The organism is Pseudomonas sp. LjRoot277, assembly GCF_964253845.1.
Lineage (GTDB): Bacteria > Pseudomonadota > Gammaproteobacteria > Pseudomonadales > Pseudomonadaceae > Aquipseudomonas.
On record NZ_CAXURI020000001.1, the window covers coordinates 2,462,660 to 2,480,356 of the forward strand.

At 60.0% G+C, this 17,697-nt stretch carries 14 protein-coding genes; 13 read left to right on the forward strand and 1 reads right to left on the reverse strand.

Translation table 11 applies throughout. The features are described 5' to 3' along the window. Positions 1-67 precede the first annotated feature (67 nt). Positions 68-988, reverse strand: coding sequence for a MurR/RpiR family transcriptional regulator (locus ACSQ87_RS11655; RefSeq protein ID WP_046049576.1), 921 nt, complete (start codon positions 986-988; stop codon positions 68-70). A gap of 311 nt (positions 989-1,299) precedes the next feature. Here ACSQ87_RS11655 and ACSQ87_RS11660 point away from each other — a divergent pair, with 311 nt between their 5' ends. The 13 genes from ACSQ87_RS11660 to ACSQ87_RS11720 all read left to right on the forward strand — a co-directional run bounded on the left by ACSQ87_RS11660 (position 1,300) and on the right by ACSQ87_RS11720 (position 17,527). After that, positions 1,300-3,237, forward strand: a complete 1,938-nt coding sequence (locus ACSQ87_RS11660; RefSeq protein ID WP_223433653.1) for a bifunctional 5-dehydro-2-deoxygluconokinase/5-dehydro-2-deoxyphosphogluconate aldolase — start codon at positions 1,300-1,302, stop codon at positions 3,235-3,237. Positions 3,238-3,399: 162 nt separating this feature from the next. Then, positions 3,400-4,290, forward strand: a complete 891-nt coding sequence (gene iolE, locus ACSQ87_RS11665) for a myo-inosose-2 dehydratase (RefSeq protein WP_223432155.1) — start codon at positions 3,400-3,402, stop codon at positions 4,288-4,290. Further along, a complete protein-coding gene (gene iolB / locus ACSQ87_RS11670; RefSeq protein ID WP_223432156.1) occupies positions 4,290-5,099 on the forward strand; it encodes a 5-deoxy-glucuronate isomerase in 810 nt (269 codons plus the stop codon). The genes iolE and iolB overlap by 1 nt, the downstream gene beginning before the upstream one ends. A gap of 44 nt (positions 5,100-5,143) precedes the next feature. Beyond that, positions 5,144-6,646: a CoA-acylating methylmalonate-semialdehyde dehydrogenase gene (locus ACSQ87_RS11675; protein ID WP_223432157.1), complete on the forward strand. Its 1,503-nt coding sequence runs from the start codon at positions 5,144-5,146 to the stop codon at positions 6,644-6,646. Between the two features lie 25 nt (positions 6,647-6,671). After that, positions 6,672-7,493 carry a TIM barrel protein gene (locus tag ACSQ87_RS11680; RefSeq protein WP_223432158.1) on the forward strand — a complete coding sequence of 274 codons (822 nt, stop codon included), beginning with the start codon at positions 6,672-6,674 and terminating at the stop codon, positions 7,491-7,493. Positions 7,494-7,665: 172 nt separating this feature from the next. Beyond that, positions 7,666-9,597: a 3D-(3,5/4)-trihydroxycyclohexane-1,2-dione acylhydrolase (decyclizing) gene (gene iolD / locus ACSQ87_RS11685; protein WP_223432159.1), complete on the forward strand. Its 1,932-nt coding sequence runs from the start codon at positions 7,666-7,668 to the stop codon at positions 9,595-9,597. Positions 9,598-9,639: 42 nt separating this feature from the next. Further along, positions 9,640-10,665: a Gfo/Idh/MocA family protein gene (locus ACSQ87_RS11690; RefSeq protein ID WP_223432160.1), complete on the forward strand. Its 1,026-nt coding sequence runs from the start codon at positions 9,640-9,642 to the stop codon at positions 10,663-10,665. Between the two features lie 161 nt (positions 10,666-10,826). Next, complete coding sequence (locus ACSQ87_RS11695) at positions 10,827-11,687, forward strand: sugar phosphate isomerase/epimerase family protein (RefSeq protein WP_223432161.1); 861 nt, start codon at positions 10,827-10,829, stop codon at positions 11,685-11,687. A gap of 138 nt (positions 11,688-11,825) precedes the next feature. Beyond that, positions 11,826-12,878 (forward strand): Gfo/Idh/MocA family protein, encoded by a 1,053-nt coding sequence (locus tag ACSQ87_RS11700; protein WP_223432162.1) that lies wholly within the window; start codon positions 11,826-11,828, stop codon positions 12,876-12,878. Between the two features lie 156 nt (positions 12,879-13,034). Then, the gene (locus ACSQ87_RS11705) at positions 13,035-13,961 is read left to right on the forward strand and encodes a sugar ABC transporter substrate-binding protein (protein ID WP_223432163.1); all 927 of its coding nucleotides are present in this window, start codon (positions 13,035-13,037) and stop codon (positions 13,959-13,961) included. A gap of 70 nt (positions 13,962-14,031) precedes the next feature. Then, a complete protein-coding gene (locus ACSQ87_RS11710) occupies positions 14,032-15,597 on the forward strand; it encodes a sugar ABC transporter ATP-binding protein (protein ID WP_223432164.1) in 1,566 nt (521 codons plus the stop codon). Positions 15,598-15,771: 174 nt separating this feature from the next. Continuing rightward, positions 15,772-16,794 (forward strand): ABC transporter permease, encoded by a 1,023-nt coding sequence (locus ACSQ87_RS11715; protein ID WP_008153855.1) that lies wholly within the window; start codon positions 15,772-15,774, stop codon positions 16,792-16,794. Between the two features lie 328 nt (positions 16,795-17,122). Next, positions 17,123-17,527 carry a TraR/DksA family transcriptional regulator gene (locus ACSQ87_RS11720; protein ID WP_007907888.1) on the forward strand — a complete coding sequence of 135 codons (405 nt, stop codon included), beginning with the start codon at positions 17,123-17,125 and terminating at the stop codon, positions 17,525-17,527. Positions 17,528-17,697 lie beyond the last annotated feature (170 nt).

Genomic DNA, 17,697 nt, shown 5'->3' on the forward strand with positions numbered 1-17,697 from the left:
CTTCAGATGTCCATTTCGGGATGGACAACCTTAGTTTAGCTTCAGCGAGCTGCAAACGGCGTGGGCGCTAATCTTCGAAGCCGACCTGCTCGTGAATCTCATCGACCTTCAATTCCAGCCGATACGCCACGGCGATAAACAGCGCCTGGCACAGGCACAGCGTCGCACTCAACGAACGGAAGGCAAACGAACTGCCTTCGTTGACCAGCAGCACGGTGTTGGCGCGTTTTGCCAGAGGCGAGAGGTTGCTGTCGGTGATGATCAGGGTTTTGGCCTGATGGTGCTGGGCGATGCGCAGGCAGTGCTGGGTTTCCTTGCCGTAGGGCGTGAAGCTGATGGCGATCACCAGGTCATTGGCGCGCACGCTGCGCATCTGCTCGCGGTAGCTGCCGCCGAGCCCCGAAACCAGATGGATGCGCTTGTTGGTGTGTTGCAGGTTGTAGACCAGGTAGTCGGCCACCGCGAACGAACGGCGCACCCCGACCACGTAGATGTTGTCGGCATTCACCACCAGGTCGACGGCCTTGTCGAAGGCCTGGTCATCGAGTTCCAGCCCCAGCCGTTCGATGCCCGACAGGGTCGCATCGATGCACTCGCGCGCCAGATCGCCGCCGCTGGCCTTCTGCGACTTGTTGGCGATCATGCTGCGAATGCGCTGCTGGTAGTTCTGCACCGGCGTGGTCTTGTGGGTGTAGGCCTCGCGGAACAGCGCCTGCATTTCGCTGAAGCCGCTGAACCCGAAGCGCTGAGAAAACCGCACGATCGCCGACGGGTGTACTTCGCACTCGCGGGCGATGTCGCTGATGCGGTCGACCATGATCCGGTCGCTCTGCTGGCTCATGTAACTGGCGATACGTTTGAGCTGGCGCGGCAGGCTTTCGTATTCGTTGGTGATCAGCTGCAGCAGACGTTCGGCATTGATCGGGGGGCTGGCGAGATCGCTGTCGGGCGTGCTCTCGGTCGTCGCCGGCTGATCGGTGCGGGTCATAAGGAATCCTTCTGGCTTGTTCTTATAGGGAGGACAGATGGCGTCATCCCCTGACAATAGGTTGGCTGTGCGCAGTCTACAGGGTAGGCCGGAATAAAATCTTGAGCTTGCGGTCAGTGTGAAGGGTGCTGAAACGATGCACTGCCTCTGGAACGCCTGTGCCAAAGTTTATTGGAAAAAATATTCCACGTAAAAAATATTTAGAATAATTATTGATTATTCGGTCCCGGACGTTTTAGTCTGCATCCACCAAGAGTGTTCGGCGCGGCCATCGCCCCGAACGCAGGCTGATAAAAATAACAGGAGCCAGCATGGGCCAGACTCGTTTTGCCAGTGGGCGTCAATTGGATCTGATTTGCCTGGGGCGCCTGGGCGTCGACCTTTATGCGCAGCAAGTCGGGGCGCGGTTGGAAGATGTTTCAAGCTTCGCCAAATACCTCGGCGGATCGTCCGCCAATATCGCTTTCGGCACGGCTCGGCTGGGCCTGAAATCGGCGATGCTGAGCCGGGTAGGGGACGACCACATGGGCCGTTTCCTGGTGGAATCCCTGGCCCGCGAAGGTTGCGATGTCAGCGGCATCAGGGTCGATCCGGAGCGCCTGACCGCCATGGTCCTGCTGGGCCTCAAGGATCGCGAAACCTTTCCTTTGGTCTTCTACCGCGAAAACTGCGCCGACATGGCGCTGCGGGCCGAAGACATCAGTGAAGCCTTCATCGCTTCCAGTAAAGCCTTGCTGATCACCGGCACCCATTTCTCCACCGACGGCGTCTACAAGGCGAGCATCCAGGCGCTGGATTACGCCGAGAAGCACAACGTCAAACGGGTGCTGGATATCGACTATCGCCCGGTACTCTGGGGCCTGGCCGGCAAGGCCGACGGCGAAACCCGTTTCGTCGCCGATCAGAACGTCAGCCAGCATGTGCAGAAAATCCTCCCGCGTTTCGACCTGATCGTCGGCACGGAAGAAGAATTCCTGATTGCCGGTGGCTCCGAGGATTTGCTCACCGCGCTGCGCAATGTGCGGCGCCTGAGCGCGGCGACCCTGGTGGTCAAGCTCGGCCCGCAGGGCTGCACGGTGATTCACGGGGTGATCCCGGCACGTCTTGAAGACGGCGCCATTTATCCCGGCGTTCGGGTGGAAGTGTTGAATGTGCTGGGGGCCGGCGATGCGTTCATGTCCGGTTTCTTGAGCGGCTGGCTGGAGGATGCGAGCGACGAGCGCTGCTGCCAGTTGGCCAATGCCTGCGGCGGTCTGGTGGTATCGCGCCATGCCTGCGCCCCGGCCATGCCGACCCGCGCTGAACTCGACTATCTATTTAACAGCCCGGTGCCGATTACCCGGCCGGATCAGGACGCGGTGTTGCAGCGTCTGCATCAGGTCAGCGTGCCGCGCAAACAGTGGAAGCAGCTGTTCATTTTTGCTTTCGACCATCGCGGGCAACTGGTGGAACTGGCCCACAAGGGCGGTCGCGACCTGAACGCCATCGGCGAACTCAAGCAACTGTTTATCAAGGCTGTGGAGCGGGTCGAAGCCGATTTGCGCGAGCAGGGCATCGAGGCCGATGTCGGGCTGCTGGCCGATCAACGCTTCGGCCAGGACTCGCTGAACGCCGCCACCGGTCGCGGCTGGTGGGTGGCGCGTCCGGTGGAAGTACAGGGTTCGCGGCCACTGGCCTTCGAACATGGGCGTTCCATCGGCAGCAACCTGATCGCCTGGCCACAGGAACAAATCATCAAGTGCCTGGTGCAATTCCACCCCGACGACGAGCCGCTGCTGCGTCTGGAACAGGAAGCTCAGATCAAGGGTTTGTACCAGGCGTCCCAGGTCAGCGGTCATGAGCTGCTGCTGGAAATCATCCCGCCCAAGGATCACCCGTCGACCCATCCGGACGTGCTGTATCGCGCGCTGAAACGCCTCTACAACCTGGGCATTTACCCGGCGTGGTGGAAGATCGAAGCGCAGAGTGCCGAGGAGTGGAAGCAACTCGACGAGCTGATTCAGGAACGTGATCCGTACTGCCGAGGCGTGGTGTTGCTGGGGCTGAATGCACCGGCAGCGGCACTGGCTGAAGGGTTTCAACAAGCCAGCCAGAGCCAGACTTGCCGTGGGTTTGCAGTCGGTCGGACGATTTTCCAGGAGCCGAGCCGCGCGTGGATGGCCGGTGAAATCGACGATGAAGCGCTGATCCGTCAGGTGCAGGGCACGTTCGTCGAACTGATCGATGCCTGGCGCACAGCCCGTGCGTGATGGGTTGATGCAAACCCAATGTGGGAGCGGGCTTGCTCGCGAAGACGGCGGCACATTCAACATTGATGTCACCTGATACACCGCCTTCGCGAGCAAGCCCGCTCCCACAGGGGATCAGCGTCGTTCTTACTGATTTATGTAAAAACAATAAAAGGTGCAGCCATGCCCGCTATTCGAATTGGCATCAACCCGATCTCCTGGAGCAACGACGACCTGCCGTCCCTCGGTGGCGAGACGCCGCTGAGCACCGCCCTGAGCGAAGGCAAGGAAATCGGCTACGAAGGTTTCGAACTCAACGGCAAATTCCCCAAGGACGCCAAGGGTGTCGGCGATGTACTGCGCCCTTACGACCTGGCACTGGTGTCCGGCTGGTATTCCAGCCGTCTGGCCCGTCGCTCGGTGGCCGAAGAAATCGACGCCATCGGCAGTCATGTCGAGCTGTTGGCGAAGAACGGCGCCAAGGTGCTGGTGTACGGTGAAGTCGCCGACTCCATTCAAGGCCAGCGCATTCCGCTGGTTGAACGCCCGCGTTTCCACACCGAACACGCTTGGCAGGAATACGCCGACAAGCTCACTGAACTGGCGCGCTTCACCCTGTCCCAAGGCGTGCGCCTGGCGTATCACCACCACATGGGCGCCTACGTTGAATCCCCGGCAGACATCGACAAACTGATGGCGCTGACCGGCAGCGAAGTCGGTCTGCTGTTCGATTCGGGCCATTGCTACATGGGCGGTGGCGAACCGTTGCAGGTGCTGCGCAAACACATCGAACGCATCTGCCACGTGCATTTCAAGGACGTGCGCAAACCGGTGGTGCAACTGGCCCGCAACAACCTGTGGAGCTTCCCTGACTGCATTATCAACGGCACGTTCACCGTGCCCGGCGACGGTGACATCGACTTCGGCGCCTTGCTCGACGTGCTGCTGGCGGCCGATTACCACGGCTGGCTGGTGGTCGAAGCCGAACAGGACCCAGCGGTGGCGCCGAGTTATGTCTACGCCAAAAAAGGCTACGACACCCTGCGTGCGCTGCTCGACGAGAGGATTGCATGATGAGCCTGCTGGTCAAAAGCAACGCCCGTGGCCGGACCATGGTCGAGCTGGGCAAAGGTGAGCTGGAATACGTCGGCTTCGCCGCTTACCGCTTGAGCCTGGGCGAAACCCTGCCGGTCTCGGCCGGTGATAAAGAACTGTGCCTGGTGCTGCTCAGCGGCCGGGTCAGCATCAAAGATGAAGCGCCAGGGCAGGGTGCGTTCGACTGGGACAACATCGGTGATCGTCAGTCGGTGTTCGAAGACAAATCCCCCTTCGCCGCGTACTTGCCACCCGGCAGTCAGGCGCAAGTCGTCGCCCTGAGCGATGTGCAAATTGCCGTGTGTGCCGCGCCCGGTTCAACGAGCAACGGCCTCGGTCCACGGCTGATCAAACCCGACAGCATGAAGCGCAGCGTGCGCGGCAAAGGCGCCAACACCCGTTACGTCTGCGACATTCTGCCGGACACCGAACCGGCCCATTCGCTGCTGGTGGTGGAAGTGCGCACGCCGTCGGGTCACTCGTCGAGCTACCCGCCGCACAAGCACGACACCGACGATTTGCCGCACCAGAGTTTTCTCGAAGAAACCTATTACCACCAGATTAATCCGCCCCAGGGCTTCGTGTTTCAGCGGGTCTACACCGACGATCGCAGCATCGATCAGGCCATGGCCGTGGAAAACAGCGACCTCGTGGTCGTGCCCAAGGGTTACCACCCGGTCAGCGTGCCGTACGGCTACGAGTCGTATTACCTGAACGTGATGGCCGGCCCGAAACGTGTCTGGCAGTTCCATAACGATCCGCAGCACAGCTGGCTGCTGGATCTCTGAACTAAAAAGCCTGAATTCCAACCTCTGCACGGAGAACACGATCAATGAGCAACGCCCCGGTCATCGGCCATTACATCCACGGTCAAGTGCAAGACAGCAGCAGCGAACGGTTCAGTAACGTCTTCAACCCGGCCACCGGCAGCGTCCAGGCGCGCGTCGGGCTGGCCAGCCAGAAGACCGTAGACGAAGCCGTCGCCTCGGCCCTGAAAGCCTTTCCGGCCTGGTCCGAACAATCGTCCCTGCGCCGTTCGCGGGTGATGTTCAAGTTCAAGGAATTGCTCGACCAACATCACGATGAGCTGGCAGAAATCATCAGCCGCGAACACGGCAAAGTGTTTTCGGACGCCAAGGGCGAAGTCACCCGGGGCATCGAAATCGTCGAGTACGCCTGCGGTGCGCCGAACCTGCTGAAAACCGAGTTCAGCGACAACATCGGTGGCGGCATCGATAACTGGAACCTGCGTCAACCGCTGGGCGTGTGTGCCGGCGTGACGCCGTTCAACTTCCCGGTGATGGTGCCGCTGTGGATGATCCCGCTGGCGCTCGTCACCGGTAACTGCTTCATCCTCAAGCCGTCCGAGCGCGATCCGTCCGCCAGTGTGCTGATGGCCCGTCTGTTGAGCGAAGCCGGTTTGCCGGACGGTGTGTTCAACGTGGTTCAGGGTGACAAGACCGCCGTCGACGCGTTGCTGCAACACCCGGACATCGAGGCGATTTCCTTTGTCGGCTCGACGCCGATTGCCGAGTACATCCACCAGCAAGCCACCTCGCGCGGCAAGCGCGTGCAGGCCCTGGGCGGGGCGAAAAATCACATGATCATCATGCCTGACGCAGATCTGGATCAAGCTGCGGATGCCTTGATCGGTGCCGCTTACGGCTCGGCCGGCGAGCGCTGCATGGCGATTTCGATTGCCGTGGCGGTGGGCGATGTCGGCGACCAGTTGATTGCCAAACTGCTGCCGCGTATCGATCAACTGAAAGTCGGCAACGGCCTGAAAGGCGACAGCGACATGGGGCCGCTGGTGACCGCCGAGCACAAGGCCAAAGTCGAAGGTTTCATCGATGAAGGCGTGGCCCAGGGCGCGCAGCTGATTGTCGATGGCCGCAACTTCAAGGTGCCGGGCGCCGAGAACGGCTTCTTCGTCGGCGCGACGCTGTTCGACAACGTCACGACCGAGATGAGCATCTACCAACAGGAAATTTTCGGCCCGGTGCTGGGCATCGTGCGGGTGCCGGACTTCGCCAGCGCCGTCGCGTTGATCAACGCCCACGAGTTCGGTAACGGCGTGTCCTGTTTCACCCGCGACGGCGGCATCGCCCGAGCCTTCGCCCGCACGATCAAGGTCGGCATGGTCGGCATCAACGTGCCGATTCCGGTGCCGATGGCCTGGCATTCCTTCGGTGGCTGGAAACGTTCGCTGTTCGGCGATCACCACGCTTACGGCGAAGAAGGTATCCGCTTCTATAGCCGCTACAAAAGCGTGATGCAGCGCTGGCCCGACAGCATCGCCAAGGGCCCTGAGTTCAGCATGCCGACGGCCAACTAATTCACCTGTGCGGAGAACAACAATAATGAGCAAACCCCTGCGTTTCGCCCTGAACCGTATGGTCGCCCCACGTTTGTCCCTGCCGGCGTTCATCGAGTTGGCGGTGACCCTCAAGGCCGACGCCATCGAAATTCGCAACGACCTTAAAGGTGTCGAGATCGAAGACGGCACCGCACCCGAGCGCGTCCGTGAGTTGTGTGCCGCCAAAGGCATTACGGTGCTGTCGATCAACGCGCTGTATCCGTTTGATGTGTGGAATGACGAGCGCCGTGCACAGGCCTTGAAGCTGGCCACTTATGCACGTGATTGCGGCGCTCAAGGGTTGGTAATGTGTCCGCTCAATGACCGTGAGGACCCGCGTAATGAGGCCGCACGTGCTTCGGGTCTGCGCACGGCGTTGACTGAACTGGCGCCGATTCTGCGCGAACACGGCATTCTCGGTTTCATCGAGCCGCTGGGTTTCGAGGAATGCTCGCTGCGCCGTAAACGCACGGCAGTGGACGCGATCAAGGCCATCGGCGGGCTGGATGTGTTCCGTCTGGTTCACGACACCTTTCACCATCACCTGGCCAGCGAGCATGAGTTCTTCCCCGAGCTGACCGGGTTGGTGCACATCTCCGGTGTCGAGGATGCCGAGGCACCGTTGGCGACCATTCGCGACGGGCACCGGGTGCTGGTGGGCGAGGGCGACATCCTTGGCAACGCGGCGCAAATCGACACCTTGCTAAGCAGCGGTTACAGCGGCTACCTGTCGTTCGAGCCGTTTGCCGACAGCGTCCATGGCCTGGCGGATATCCAGCAGGCGATCGGCGCGAGCATGGATCACCTGCAAAAATCCCTGGCCTGACACTGTTATCAGGTTGAAGGAGATCCAATGTGGGAGCGGGCTTGCTCGCGAAGACGGCGGCACATCCAATATTGATGTCGCCTGACACACAGCCTTCGCGAGCAAGCCCGCTCCCACAGTTGATCGCATTTCACAGCACACACCGGATTTAGCTTCAAAGGAAGGTGCAAGCATGACTACGACACGACTGACCATGGCCCAGGCCCTGGTGAAATTCCTCGATAACCAGTACATCGAGGTCGATGGGGTTCAAAGCAAATTCGTCGCCGGGATCTTTACCATTTTCGGCCACGGCAACGTGCTGGGCCTGGGCCAGGCCCTGGAGCAGGACAGCGGCGACCTGATCGTCCATCAGGGTCGCAACGAGCAAGGCATGGCCCACGCGGCCATCGGTTTCGCCAAGCAACACCTGCGGCGCAAGATCTACGCCTGCTCCTCATCGGTAGGGCCGGGCGCGGCGAACATGCTGACCGCCGCCGCGACGGCCACTGCCAACCGCATTCCCTTGCTGTTGTTGCCCGGTGATGTCTATGCCTGTCGTCAACCCGACCCGGTGCTGCAACAGATCGAGCAGTTCCACGACCTGAGCATCAGCACCAACGATGCGTTCAAGGCTGTCAGCAAATACTGGGACCGCATCAACCGTCCCGAGCAACTCATGACGGCGGCGATCCACGCCATGCGCGTGCTCACCGATCCTGCCGAAACCGGCGCGGTGACCCTGGCCTTGCCGCAAGACGTGCAGGCCGAGGCCTACGACTACCCCGATTACTTCCTGCAAAAACGCGTGCACCGCATCGAGCGTCGTCCGGCGACTGAAGCGATGCTGGGTGATGCGCTGGCGCTGTTCAAAGGCAAGCGCAAGCCGCTGATCATTTGCGGTGGCGGGGTCAGATACTCCGGCGCCAATTCCGCGTTGCAAGCGTTTGCCGAACGCTTCGATATTCCTTTCGCCGAAACCCAGGCTGGCAAGAGTGCGGTGGTGTCCAGTCATCCGCTGAACGTTGGCGGGATCGGTGAAACCGGCTGCCTGGCGGCGAATCTGTTGGCCAAGGATGCGGATCTGATCATCGGTGTCGGCACCCGCTACAGCGATTTCACCACCGCGTCGAAATCCCTGTTCCAGCATCCGGGCGTGCAATTTCTCAACCTCAACATCAGCCCCTGCGATGCCTTGAAGCTCGACGGCGTGCAACTGTTGGCGGACGCCAAAGTCGGCTTGCAAGCCTTGGCTGAAGCCTTGGGCGATTACCGTTCTGCGTGGGGCGATCAACCGCGACAGGCCAAGGCGCAACTGGACGAGGAAGTCGACCGTATCTATCAGGTCGAATACCAGGACAAAGACTTCATCCCGGAAATCAACGACCACATGGACCCGGCGGTGCTGCGCGAATTCATCGAGCTGACCGGTTCCTGCCTGACCCAGAGCCGCGTGCTCGGCGTGCTCAATGAAACCCTCGCCGATGACGCGGTGATTGTCGCCGCCGCCGGCAGCCTGCCCGGCGACTTGCAGCGCAGCTGGCGCAGCAAGGGCGTGAACACCTATCACGTCGAGTACGGCTATTCCTGCATGGGTTACGAGGTCAACGCCGCACTGGGCGTGAAACTCGCCGAGCCGGATCGAGAGGTCTACGCGCTGGTTGGCGACGGCTCTTACATGATGCTGCATTCCGAACTGGCGACCTCGATTCAGGAGCGCCGCAAGATCAACGTGGTGTTGCTCGACAACATGACTTTCGGTTGCATCAACAACCTGCAGATGGAACACGGCATGGACAGCTTCGGCACCGAGTTCCGGTTCCGCAACCCGGAAACCGGCAAGCTCGACGGCGGTTTCGTGCCGGTGGATTTCGCCATGAGCGCGGCGGCCTATGGCTGCAAAACTTACAAGGTGAACACGGTCGAAGAACTGAACGCGGCATTGGCCGATGCGCGCCTGCAGACGGTGTCGACGCTGATCGACATCAAGGTCTTGCCCAAAACCATGATTCACAAATACCTGTCGTGGTGGCGGGTCGGCGTGGCGCAAGTCTCCACCAGCGCCCGCACCGATGCGGTGGCCAAGACCCTGAATGAACGACTGGCCAAGGCCCGTCAGTACTGATTGCCCCTGATACCAACAACAAATTTTCACAGGAGAATCTTCATGTCCTTGCTCTCTAATTCACTGCGGATCGGCGTCATCGGCACCGGGGCCATCGGCCAGGATCACATTCGTCGTTGCAGCCAGACATTGCTCAATAGCCAGGTAGTAGCTGTAACCGACATCAACTTGCAGCAAGCCGCGAAGGTCGTTTCCGACCTGAAGCTGACCGCCGAGGTCTATCCCGACGGCCACGCGCTGATCAAGGCGCCGGAGGTCGAAGCGATCCTCGTCACCTCCTGGGGCCCGAGCCACGAAGAGTTCGTGCTGGCGGCGATTGCAGCGGGTAAGCCGGTGTTCTGCGAGAAGCCGCTGGCGGTCACCGCTGAAGGCTGCCGCAAAATCGTCGAGGCCGAAGTGGCCCACGGCAAACGCCTGGTGCAGGTCGGTTTTATGCGCCCGTATGACGAAGGCTATCGGGCACTGAAAGCCGTGATCGACAGTGGTCAGATTGGTGAGCCATTGATGTTGCACTGCGCGCACCGCAACCCGACCGTGGGTGAAAACTACAAGACCGACATGGCGATCACCGACACGCTGATCCATGAACTGGACGTGTTGCGCTGGTTGCTCGATGACGACTACGTGTCGGTACAGGTGGTGTTCCCGCGCAAGACCAGCAAGGCCCACGCCCATTTGAAAGACCCGCAGATCGTCCTGCTGGAAACCGCCAAGGGCACGCGCATCGACGTGGAAGTGTTCGTTAATTGCCAATACGGCTACGACATCCAGTGCGAAGTGGTGGGGGAGACCGGCATCGCCAAACTGCCAGAGCCGTCGCAGGTTCAGTTGCGCAGCGGGGCGAAGTTGTCCAACGCGATTCTGATGGACTGGAAGGACCGGTTCATCGCCGCGTATGACGTTGAGTTGCAGGCGTTCATCGATGGCGTGCGGGCCGGGCAGGTTGGCGGTCCTTCGGCGTGGGATGGCTTCGCCGCTGCCGTCGCAGCAGACGCGTGCATCGAAGCACAGAACAGCGGCCAGATCGTCAAAGTTGCTCTCCCTGACCGCCCACATTTCTACGGCTAAACCCCGATCCAATGTGGGAGCGGCGGTGCGACGATTCGACTTGCTCGCGAAGGCGTCAGAACAGTCAACATTGATGTCGTCTGACACACCGCTTTCGCGAGCAAGCCCGCTCCCACAGGGGGTTGTGTCAAGGCTGAGGCCTTGTGAAGGAGAACAAAAACATGCGCATCGCACTAGACCCCTACATGTACCGCACCCTGTCCCTGGGCAAGATGGTCGATAAGGTCGCTGAACTCGGTTATGAACACATCGAACTCTCGCCCCGGGAAGATTTCCTGCCGTTCTACAAAGCACCGCGGGTCGACAAGGCGCGGATCAAGGAATTTCGCAAAGCCCTGAGTGATACCGGGGTCAAACTCTCTTCCTTGTTACCGATGTACCACTGGGCCGCCGCCGACGAAGGTTTGCGCGTGGCCGCAGTGCGCAACTGGAGGCGGGCGATCCAGATTGCCGTGGAGATGGACTGCGAACTGGTCAACACCGAGTTCACCGGCCAGTCGGACAATCCGCTGGTGTGCGAGAACCAGTTCATGCGCTCCATGGATGAGCTGATCCCGGAGTTCGAGCGCGAAGGTATCAAGCTCGATATTCAGGCGCACCCATATGATTTCTGCGAGCGCAACAACGAGTCGGTGGACATCATTCGCGGTCTGGACCGTGACTGGATCAACTACCTTTACGCGGCGCCGCACACCTTCTTCTATGACGACGGCAAAGGCGATATTACTTCGATGCTCAAGTATGCCGGGTCGAAGCTGAGCCACCTGATTATCGCCGACACCTACAACCACAAGGCATCTTCGGGCTTGCGCTACATCGTCAACCCGCCGGGTGTCACCGCCACCGTGCACCAGCATCTGGACATCGGTCAGGGCGAAGTCGATTGGGACGCGTTTTTCGGTACCCTGCGCGAGATCAAGTTCGATGGCATTGCAACCGTCTCGGTGTTTGCCTGGGAAGACCGGCCGGATGAGTCCAACCGGATGATGCTCGAACGCGTCAAAAGCGAACTCTGCCAATAACCGACCTTACACAAAACCTGTGGGAGCGGGCTTGCTCGCGAAGACGGCGGCACATTCAACATTGATGTCGCCTGACATATTGCCTTCGCGAGCAAGCCCGCTCCCACAGGGTCCGCGTTCTATAAGGAGAATGTTTTCATGCGTATCGGACTTGTCGGTTATGGCCATGGTGGCCGGTTTTTCCATGCTCCGCTGATCAGCAGTTTGCCGGCGGCGACGTTCGTCGGTGTGGTCACCCGTTCACCGGAACGCCGACAGTTGCTGGCGGCCGAGCACCCAGGGGTGCCAGCGTTCAACAGCATCGGCCAACTGGTGGAGGCCGGGATCGATGTGCTGGTGGTGTCCACACCGCTCAAGGGCCGTCCGGCGCTGGTGCTCGATGGCATCGAACACGGTGTGGCGGTGGTCAGCGACAAACCGTTCGCCGCTGACGCGCAGCAAGCCCAAACCCTGATCACCATGGCCGAGCGCCAGGGTGTGCAGCTCAGCGTCTATCAGAACCGGCGTTGGGATTCGGACTTCCTGACCGTGCGCAAACTCATCGAATCCGGTGCGCTGGGCCAGGTCACCCGTTTCGAATCGCGGATCGAGCGTTACTCGCCGCAGGCGGTGAACAACGGCAGTGGCGGTGGCTTCCTGCGCGATCTCGGTAGCCATCTGGTGGATCAGGCGTTGCTGTTGTTCGGCCCAGTGACACGGGTCTACGCCGAGCTGGATTACCTGGAAAAAGGCCAGGCCTTCGATAACGGCTTCTTTATGGCCCTGACCCATGCCAGTGGCGTCACCTCCCACTTGGGCGGCAGTTGCCTGCAAAACACCCCCGGCCCGCGCTTTCGGGTAACCGGCAGCCAAGGTTGCTACAGCGTTGATGGTCTGGACGGGCAAGAAGCATCGGCACTCGCCGGGTTCTCGCCGAAATCCGAAGGAGAACGCTGGGGCGTTGAAGAACATCGCCGCTGGGGCTGGTTCGAACAGGGCGAAGTGCGCGAGCGGGTTCCCTCCGAGCGCGGTTGCTGGAATCAGTTCTATTTACAGCTACAAACCGCGTTGCAGAGCGGTGGCCCACTGCCTGTGGATGCCCGTGATGCACTGGCGACCACCCGCGTGCTAGACGCTGCGCGACTGAGCGCCGAGCGGCATCAAGTGGTGGCATTGAGCCCGTTTGGGAGCCATGGAATAAAATCAGAATAAAATTCTAAAATGAGTTGATATAGAAATTATTTTCTAATAAAGTCATTTTCAGCGACCTGCCTCGCAACCTGTTTCAACCCTTTTCCCGCTTGCCTGCTTACTGAAATCGTCACGCCTTATCCATAAAACCAACAAGAATGTGGAGAAAGACTTTTCATGAAGACCAAGATCCGTTTCGCCTCACTCGCCTTGTCCCTGATGTTCGCCAGCGGCGCTGCACTCGCTGACATGAAGATCGGCGTCAGCATGTCCCAATTCGATGACACCTGGCTGACCTACCTGCGCGAATCCATGGACACAAAAGCCAAATCCTATCCCGATGGCGTCAAGCTGCAGTTCGAAGACGCGCGCAGCGACGTGGTCCGGCAGTTGAGCCAGGTAGAAAGCTTCATCAGCCAGAAGGTCGACGCCATCGTGGTCAACCCGGTGGATACCGCGGCCACCAAAAAAATCACCGAATCGGCGGTCAAGGCCGGCATTCCGCTGGTGTACGTCAATCGCCGTCCCGATGACCTGAACCTGCCCAAAGGCGTGGTCACTGTCGCCTCCAACGACCTGGAGGCCGGTCAAATGCAAATGCAATATCTGGCCGACAAGATGGGCGGCAAGGGCGACATCGTGATTCTGCTGGGCGACCTCGCGAACAACTCCACCACCAACCGCACCAAGGGCGTGAAAGAGGTGCTGGCCAAGTACCCGAACATCAAGATCGAGCAAGAGCAGACCGGCATCTGGTCGCGGGACAAGGGCATGACCCTGGTCAACGACTGGCTGACCCAGGGCCGCAAGTTCGACGCGGTCGTCTCCAACAACGACGAGATGGCGATTGGCGCCGCGATGGCCCTGCAACAGGCCGGAGTGGAAAAGGGCAGTATCCTGATCGCCGGTGTCGACGGTACGCCTGACGGTTTGAACGCGGTGAAGAAGGGCTCTCTGGTCGTCTCGGTGTTCCAGGACGCCAAGGGTCAGGCCGATGGTTCGATCGAGACGGCAGTGAAAATGGCCAAAAACGAGCCGGTCGAGCCGGCCGTGTGGGTGCCGTATCGCTTGATTACGCTGCAAAACGTTGACCAGTTCAAATAGTCCGTCCGTTCAATAAAAACAATAAACACGCAAGGTTGCGACCGCGACCTTGCTGATGGAGTACCTGATCATGTTCGCTTCAGCGACTGCTTCGAGCACCCCGTTGGTGGGTATCCAGCCAGCTGCAACACCTGTCGATGAGCCGTACCTGCTGGAGATCATCAACGTCAGCAAGGGATTTCCCGGTGTGGTGGCCTTGTCCGATGTGCAGCTTCGGGTACGCCCCGGTACCGTGCTGGCCTTGATGGGCGAGAACGGCGCGGGCAAATCCACCCTGATGAAAATCATCGCCGGCATCTACCAGCCGGACGCCGGCGAACTGCGCCTGCGGGGCAAACCGGTGGTTTTCGAAACGCCATTGGCTGCGCTCCAGGCCGGGATCGCGATGATCCACCAGGAACTCAACCTGATGCCGCACATGAGCATCGCCGAGAACATCTGGATCGGCCGTGAGCAGCTCAACGGTTTCCACATGATCGACCACCGTGAAATGCACCGCTGCACGGCGAAACTGCTGGAACGCCTGCGGATCAATCTCGATCCGGAGGAACAGGTCGGCAACCTGAGCATCGCCGAACGGCAGATGGTCGAGATCGCCAAAGCCGTGTCCTACGATTCCGACATTCTGATCATGGATGAACCGACCTCGGCCATCACCGACAAGGAAGTTGCGCATCTGTTCTCGATCATTGCCGACCTCAAGAGTCAGGGCAAAGGCATCATCTACATCACCCACAAAATGAACGAAGTGTTCAGCATCGCCGATGAAGTGGCGGTGTTCCGTGACGGCGCTTACATCGGCTTGCAGAGGGCCGACAGCATGGACGGCGACAGCCTGATTTCGATGATGGTCGGCCGCGAGCTGAGCCAGTTGTTCCCGGTGCGCGAACAGCCGATCGGCGATCTGCTGCTGTCGGTGCGCGACCTAAAACTGGACGGCATTTTCAAGGATGTTTCCTTCGATCTGCATGCCGGCGAGATCCTCGGCATCGCCGGGTTGATGGGCTCGGGACGGACCAACGTCGCCGAGGCGATTTTCGGCATTACCCCGAGCGACGGTGGCGAGATTCGTCTCGACGGCGAAGTGGTGCGCATCAGCGATCCGCACATGGCGATCGAGAAGGGCTTCGCGTTACTGACCGAAGATCGCAAGCTCAGCGGCCTGTTCCCGTGCCTGTCGGTGCTGGAGAACATGGAAATGGCGGTGTTGCCGCATTACGCCGGCCACGGTTTCATCCAGCAAAAAGCCCTGCGCGCCTTGTGCGAAGACATGTGCAAGAAGCTGCGGGTGAAAACCCCGTCGCTGGAGCAGTGCATCGACACCTTGTCCGGCGGTAATCAGCAGAAAGCCTTGCTGGCTCGCTGGCTGATGACCAATCCACGGATCCTGATTCTCGACGAGCCGACCCGCGGTATCGACGTCGGCGCCAAGGCCGAGATCTACCGGCTCATCTCCTACCTCGCCAGCGAAGGCATGGCGGTGATCATGATTTCCTCGGAACTGCCGGAAGTGCTCGGCATGAGCGACCGGGTGATGGTCATGCACGAGGGCGACCTGATGGGCACCCTCGACCGCAGCGAAGCGACCCAGGAACGAGTGATGCAATTGGCCTCGGGCATGTCCGCGGTTCACTAAACAAGGGAGAACGCAGTTCTGTGGCGAGGGAGCTTGCTCCCGCTCGAGTGCGCAGCGCTCGCCAGATCTACGGTAAGTCCGAGAACTTGGGGCCGCTTCGCAGCCCAGCGGGAGCAAGCTCCCTCGCCACAGGGTATGTATTCGATGCCGGATTTTTTAGAAGGGTGAGTGTTTATGAACGCGATACTGGAAAACAAGCCAGCAACGGCACCGGTCAAGAGTCGCCGGCGCTTTCCGACCGAGTTGAGTATTTTCCTGGTGCTGATTGGCATCGGCCTGGTCTTTGAAGTGTTTGGCTGGATCGTGCGCGACCAGAGCTTCCTGATGAACTCCCAGCGTCTGGTGTTGATGATCCTGCAGGTGTCGATTATCGGTCTGCTGGCGATCGGCGTGACCCAGGTCATCATCACCACGGGCATTGACCTGTCCTCCGGCTCGGTGCTGGCGCTGTCGGCGATGATCGCTGCCAGTCTGGCCCAGACGTCGGATTTCGCCCGGGCGGTGTTCCCGTCGCTGACTGACTTGCCAGTGTGGATCCCGGTGATTGCCGGGCTCGGGGTGGGGCTGCTGGCGGGGGCGATCAACGGCAGCATCATTGCCATCACCGGTATCCCGCCGTTCATTGCCACCCTCGGCATGATGGTCTCGGCTCGTGGCCTCGCGCGTTACTACACCGAAGGCCAACCGGTGAGCATGCTCTCGGATTCCTACACGGCGATCGGACACGGCGCGATGCCGGTGATCATTTTCCTGGTGGTCGCGGTGATCTTTCACATCGCCCTGCGTTACACCAAGTACGGCAAATACACCTACGCCATCGGCGGCAACATGCAGGCGGCGCGTACTTCGGGGATCAACGTCAAGCGGCATCTGGTGATCGTCTACAGCATCGCCGGGTTGCTGGCAGGCCTGGCGGGTGTGGTGGCGTCGGCACGGGCCGCGACCGGGCAGGCCGGGATGGGCATGTCTTACGAGCTGGACGCGATTGCCGCAGCAGTGATCGGCGGCACCAGCCTGGCCGGCGGAGTAGGGCGCATCACCGGCACGGTCATCGGCGCACTGATCCTCGGGGTCATGGCCAGCGGTTTCACCTTTGTCGGCGTCGATGCCTACATTCAGGACATTATCAAAGGCCTGATCATCGTGGTCGCAGTGGTCATCGATCAGTACCGCAACAAGCGCAAACTCAAGCGCTGAGCCTCGGATAAAGCAGCCAATACGCCACGCCTGACCCGCGTGGCGTAGCCATTTGTCTTCTATATACAGCCGCACGATTGAATTTCTTGCTATAAACGCACTCCGATAACCACCGAAAAGACTGCCATCGAGCACTTTCAGGGCTTTGTCGGACAAATTCGCTGTCTTTTCAGTTGCTGAGGCCTCAAGTCGGCCTTAGACTGCCGCCCCTCGTAAATTGAGTGCCGGGTGGCGCTTGGAATTACACGGCGCCGTTCCGATGGCCAACCCAGGTCCGCCGGAACGCTCCCTAATTCGCCTTAATGCACGTTTTTTTATAGAGATATCAATGACAAAGGACAAGTTGCTGGCCATGCCGGCGGATGACTACATGAATGCCGAGCAACATGCTTTTTTCTCTGAGCTGTTGCAGAACATGAAAGTCGAAACCCATGAGCGCATCGAACAGAACCGCATCGCCATCGAAAGCCTGGACACCCCGGCCGATCCGGCCGACGCTGCTTCTGTTGAAGAAGAGCGCACCTGGCTGGTGAACGCGATCGATCGCGACCAGCGCATGCTGCCTCAGTTGGAACAGGCTCTGGAACGCATCAAGGAAGACAGCTTTGGCTGGTGCGACGACAGCGGCGAGGCCATTGGCCTGAAGCGCCTGCTGATCAGCCCGACCACCAAGTACTGCATCGAAGCTCAAGAGCGTCACGAACAGATCGACAAGCACCAGCGTCAGGCCTGATTTCGTAACGCCCCGCATCGCGGGCAAGCCTCACTCCTGTCAGGAGTGGGGGGGCGCCTAGCCCTTGCCCGCGATGCTTTTTTTCGTCTGCGAAAAACCCGCGCACTTCTATTGATCTGCTGCAATGCCCACTACTAATGGACCATAGATAATGGCCTTGTAGTGGCGTT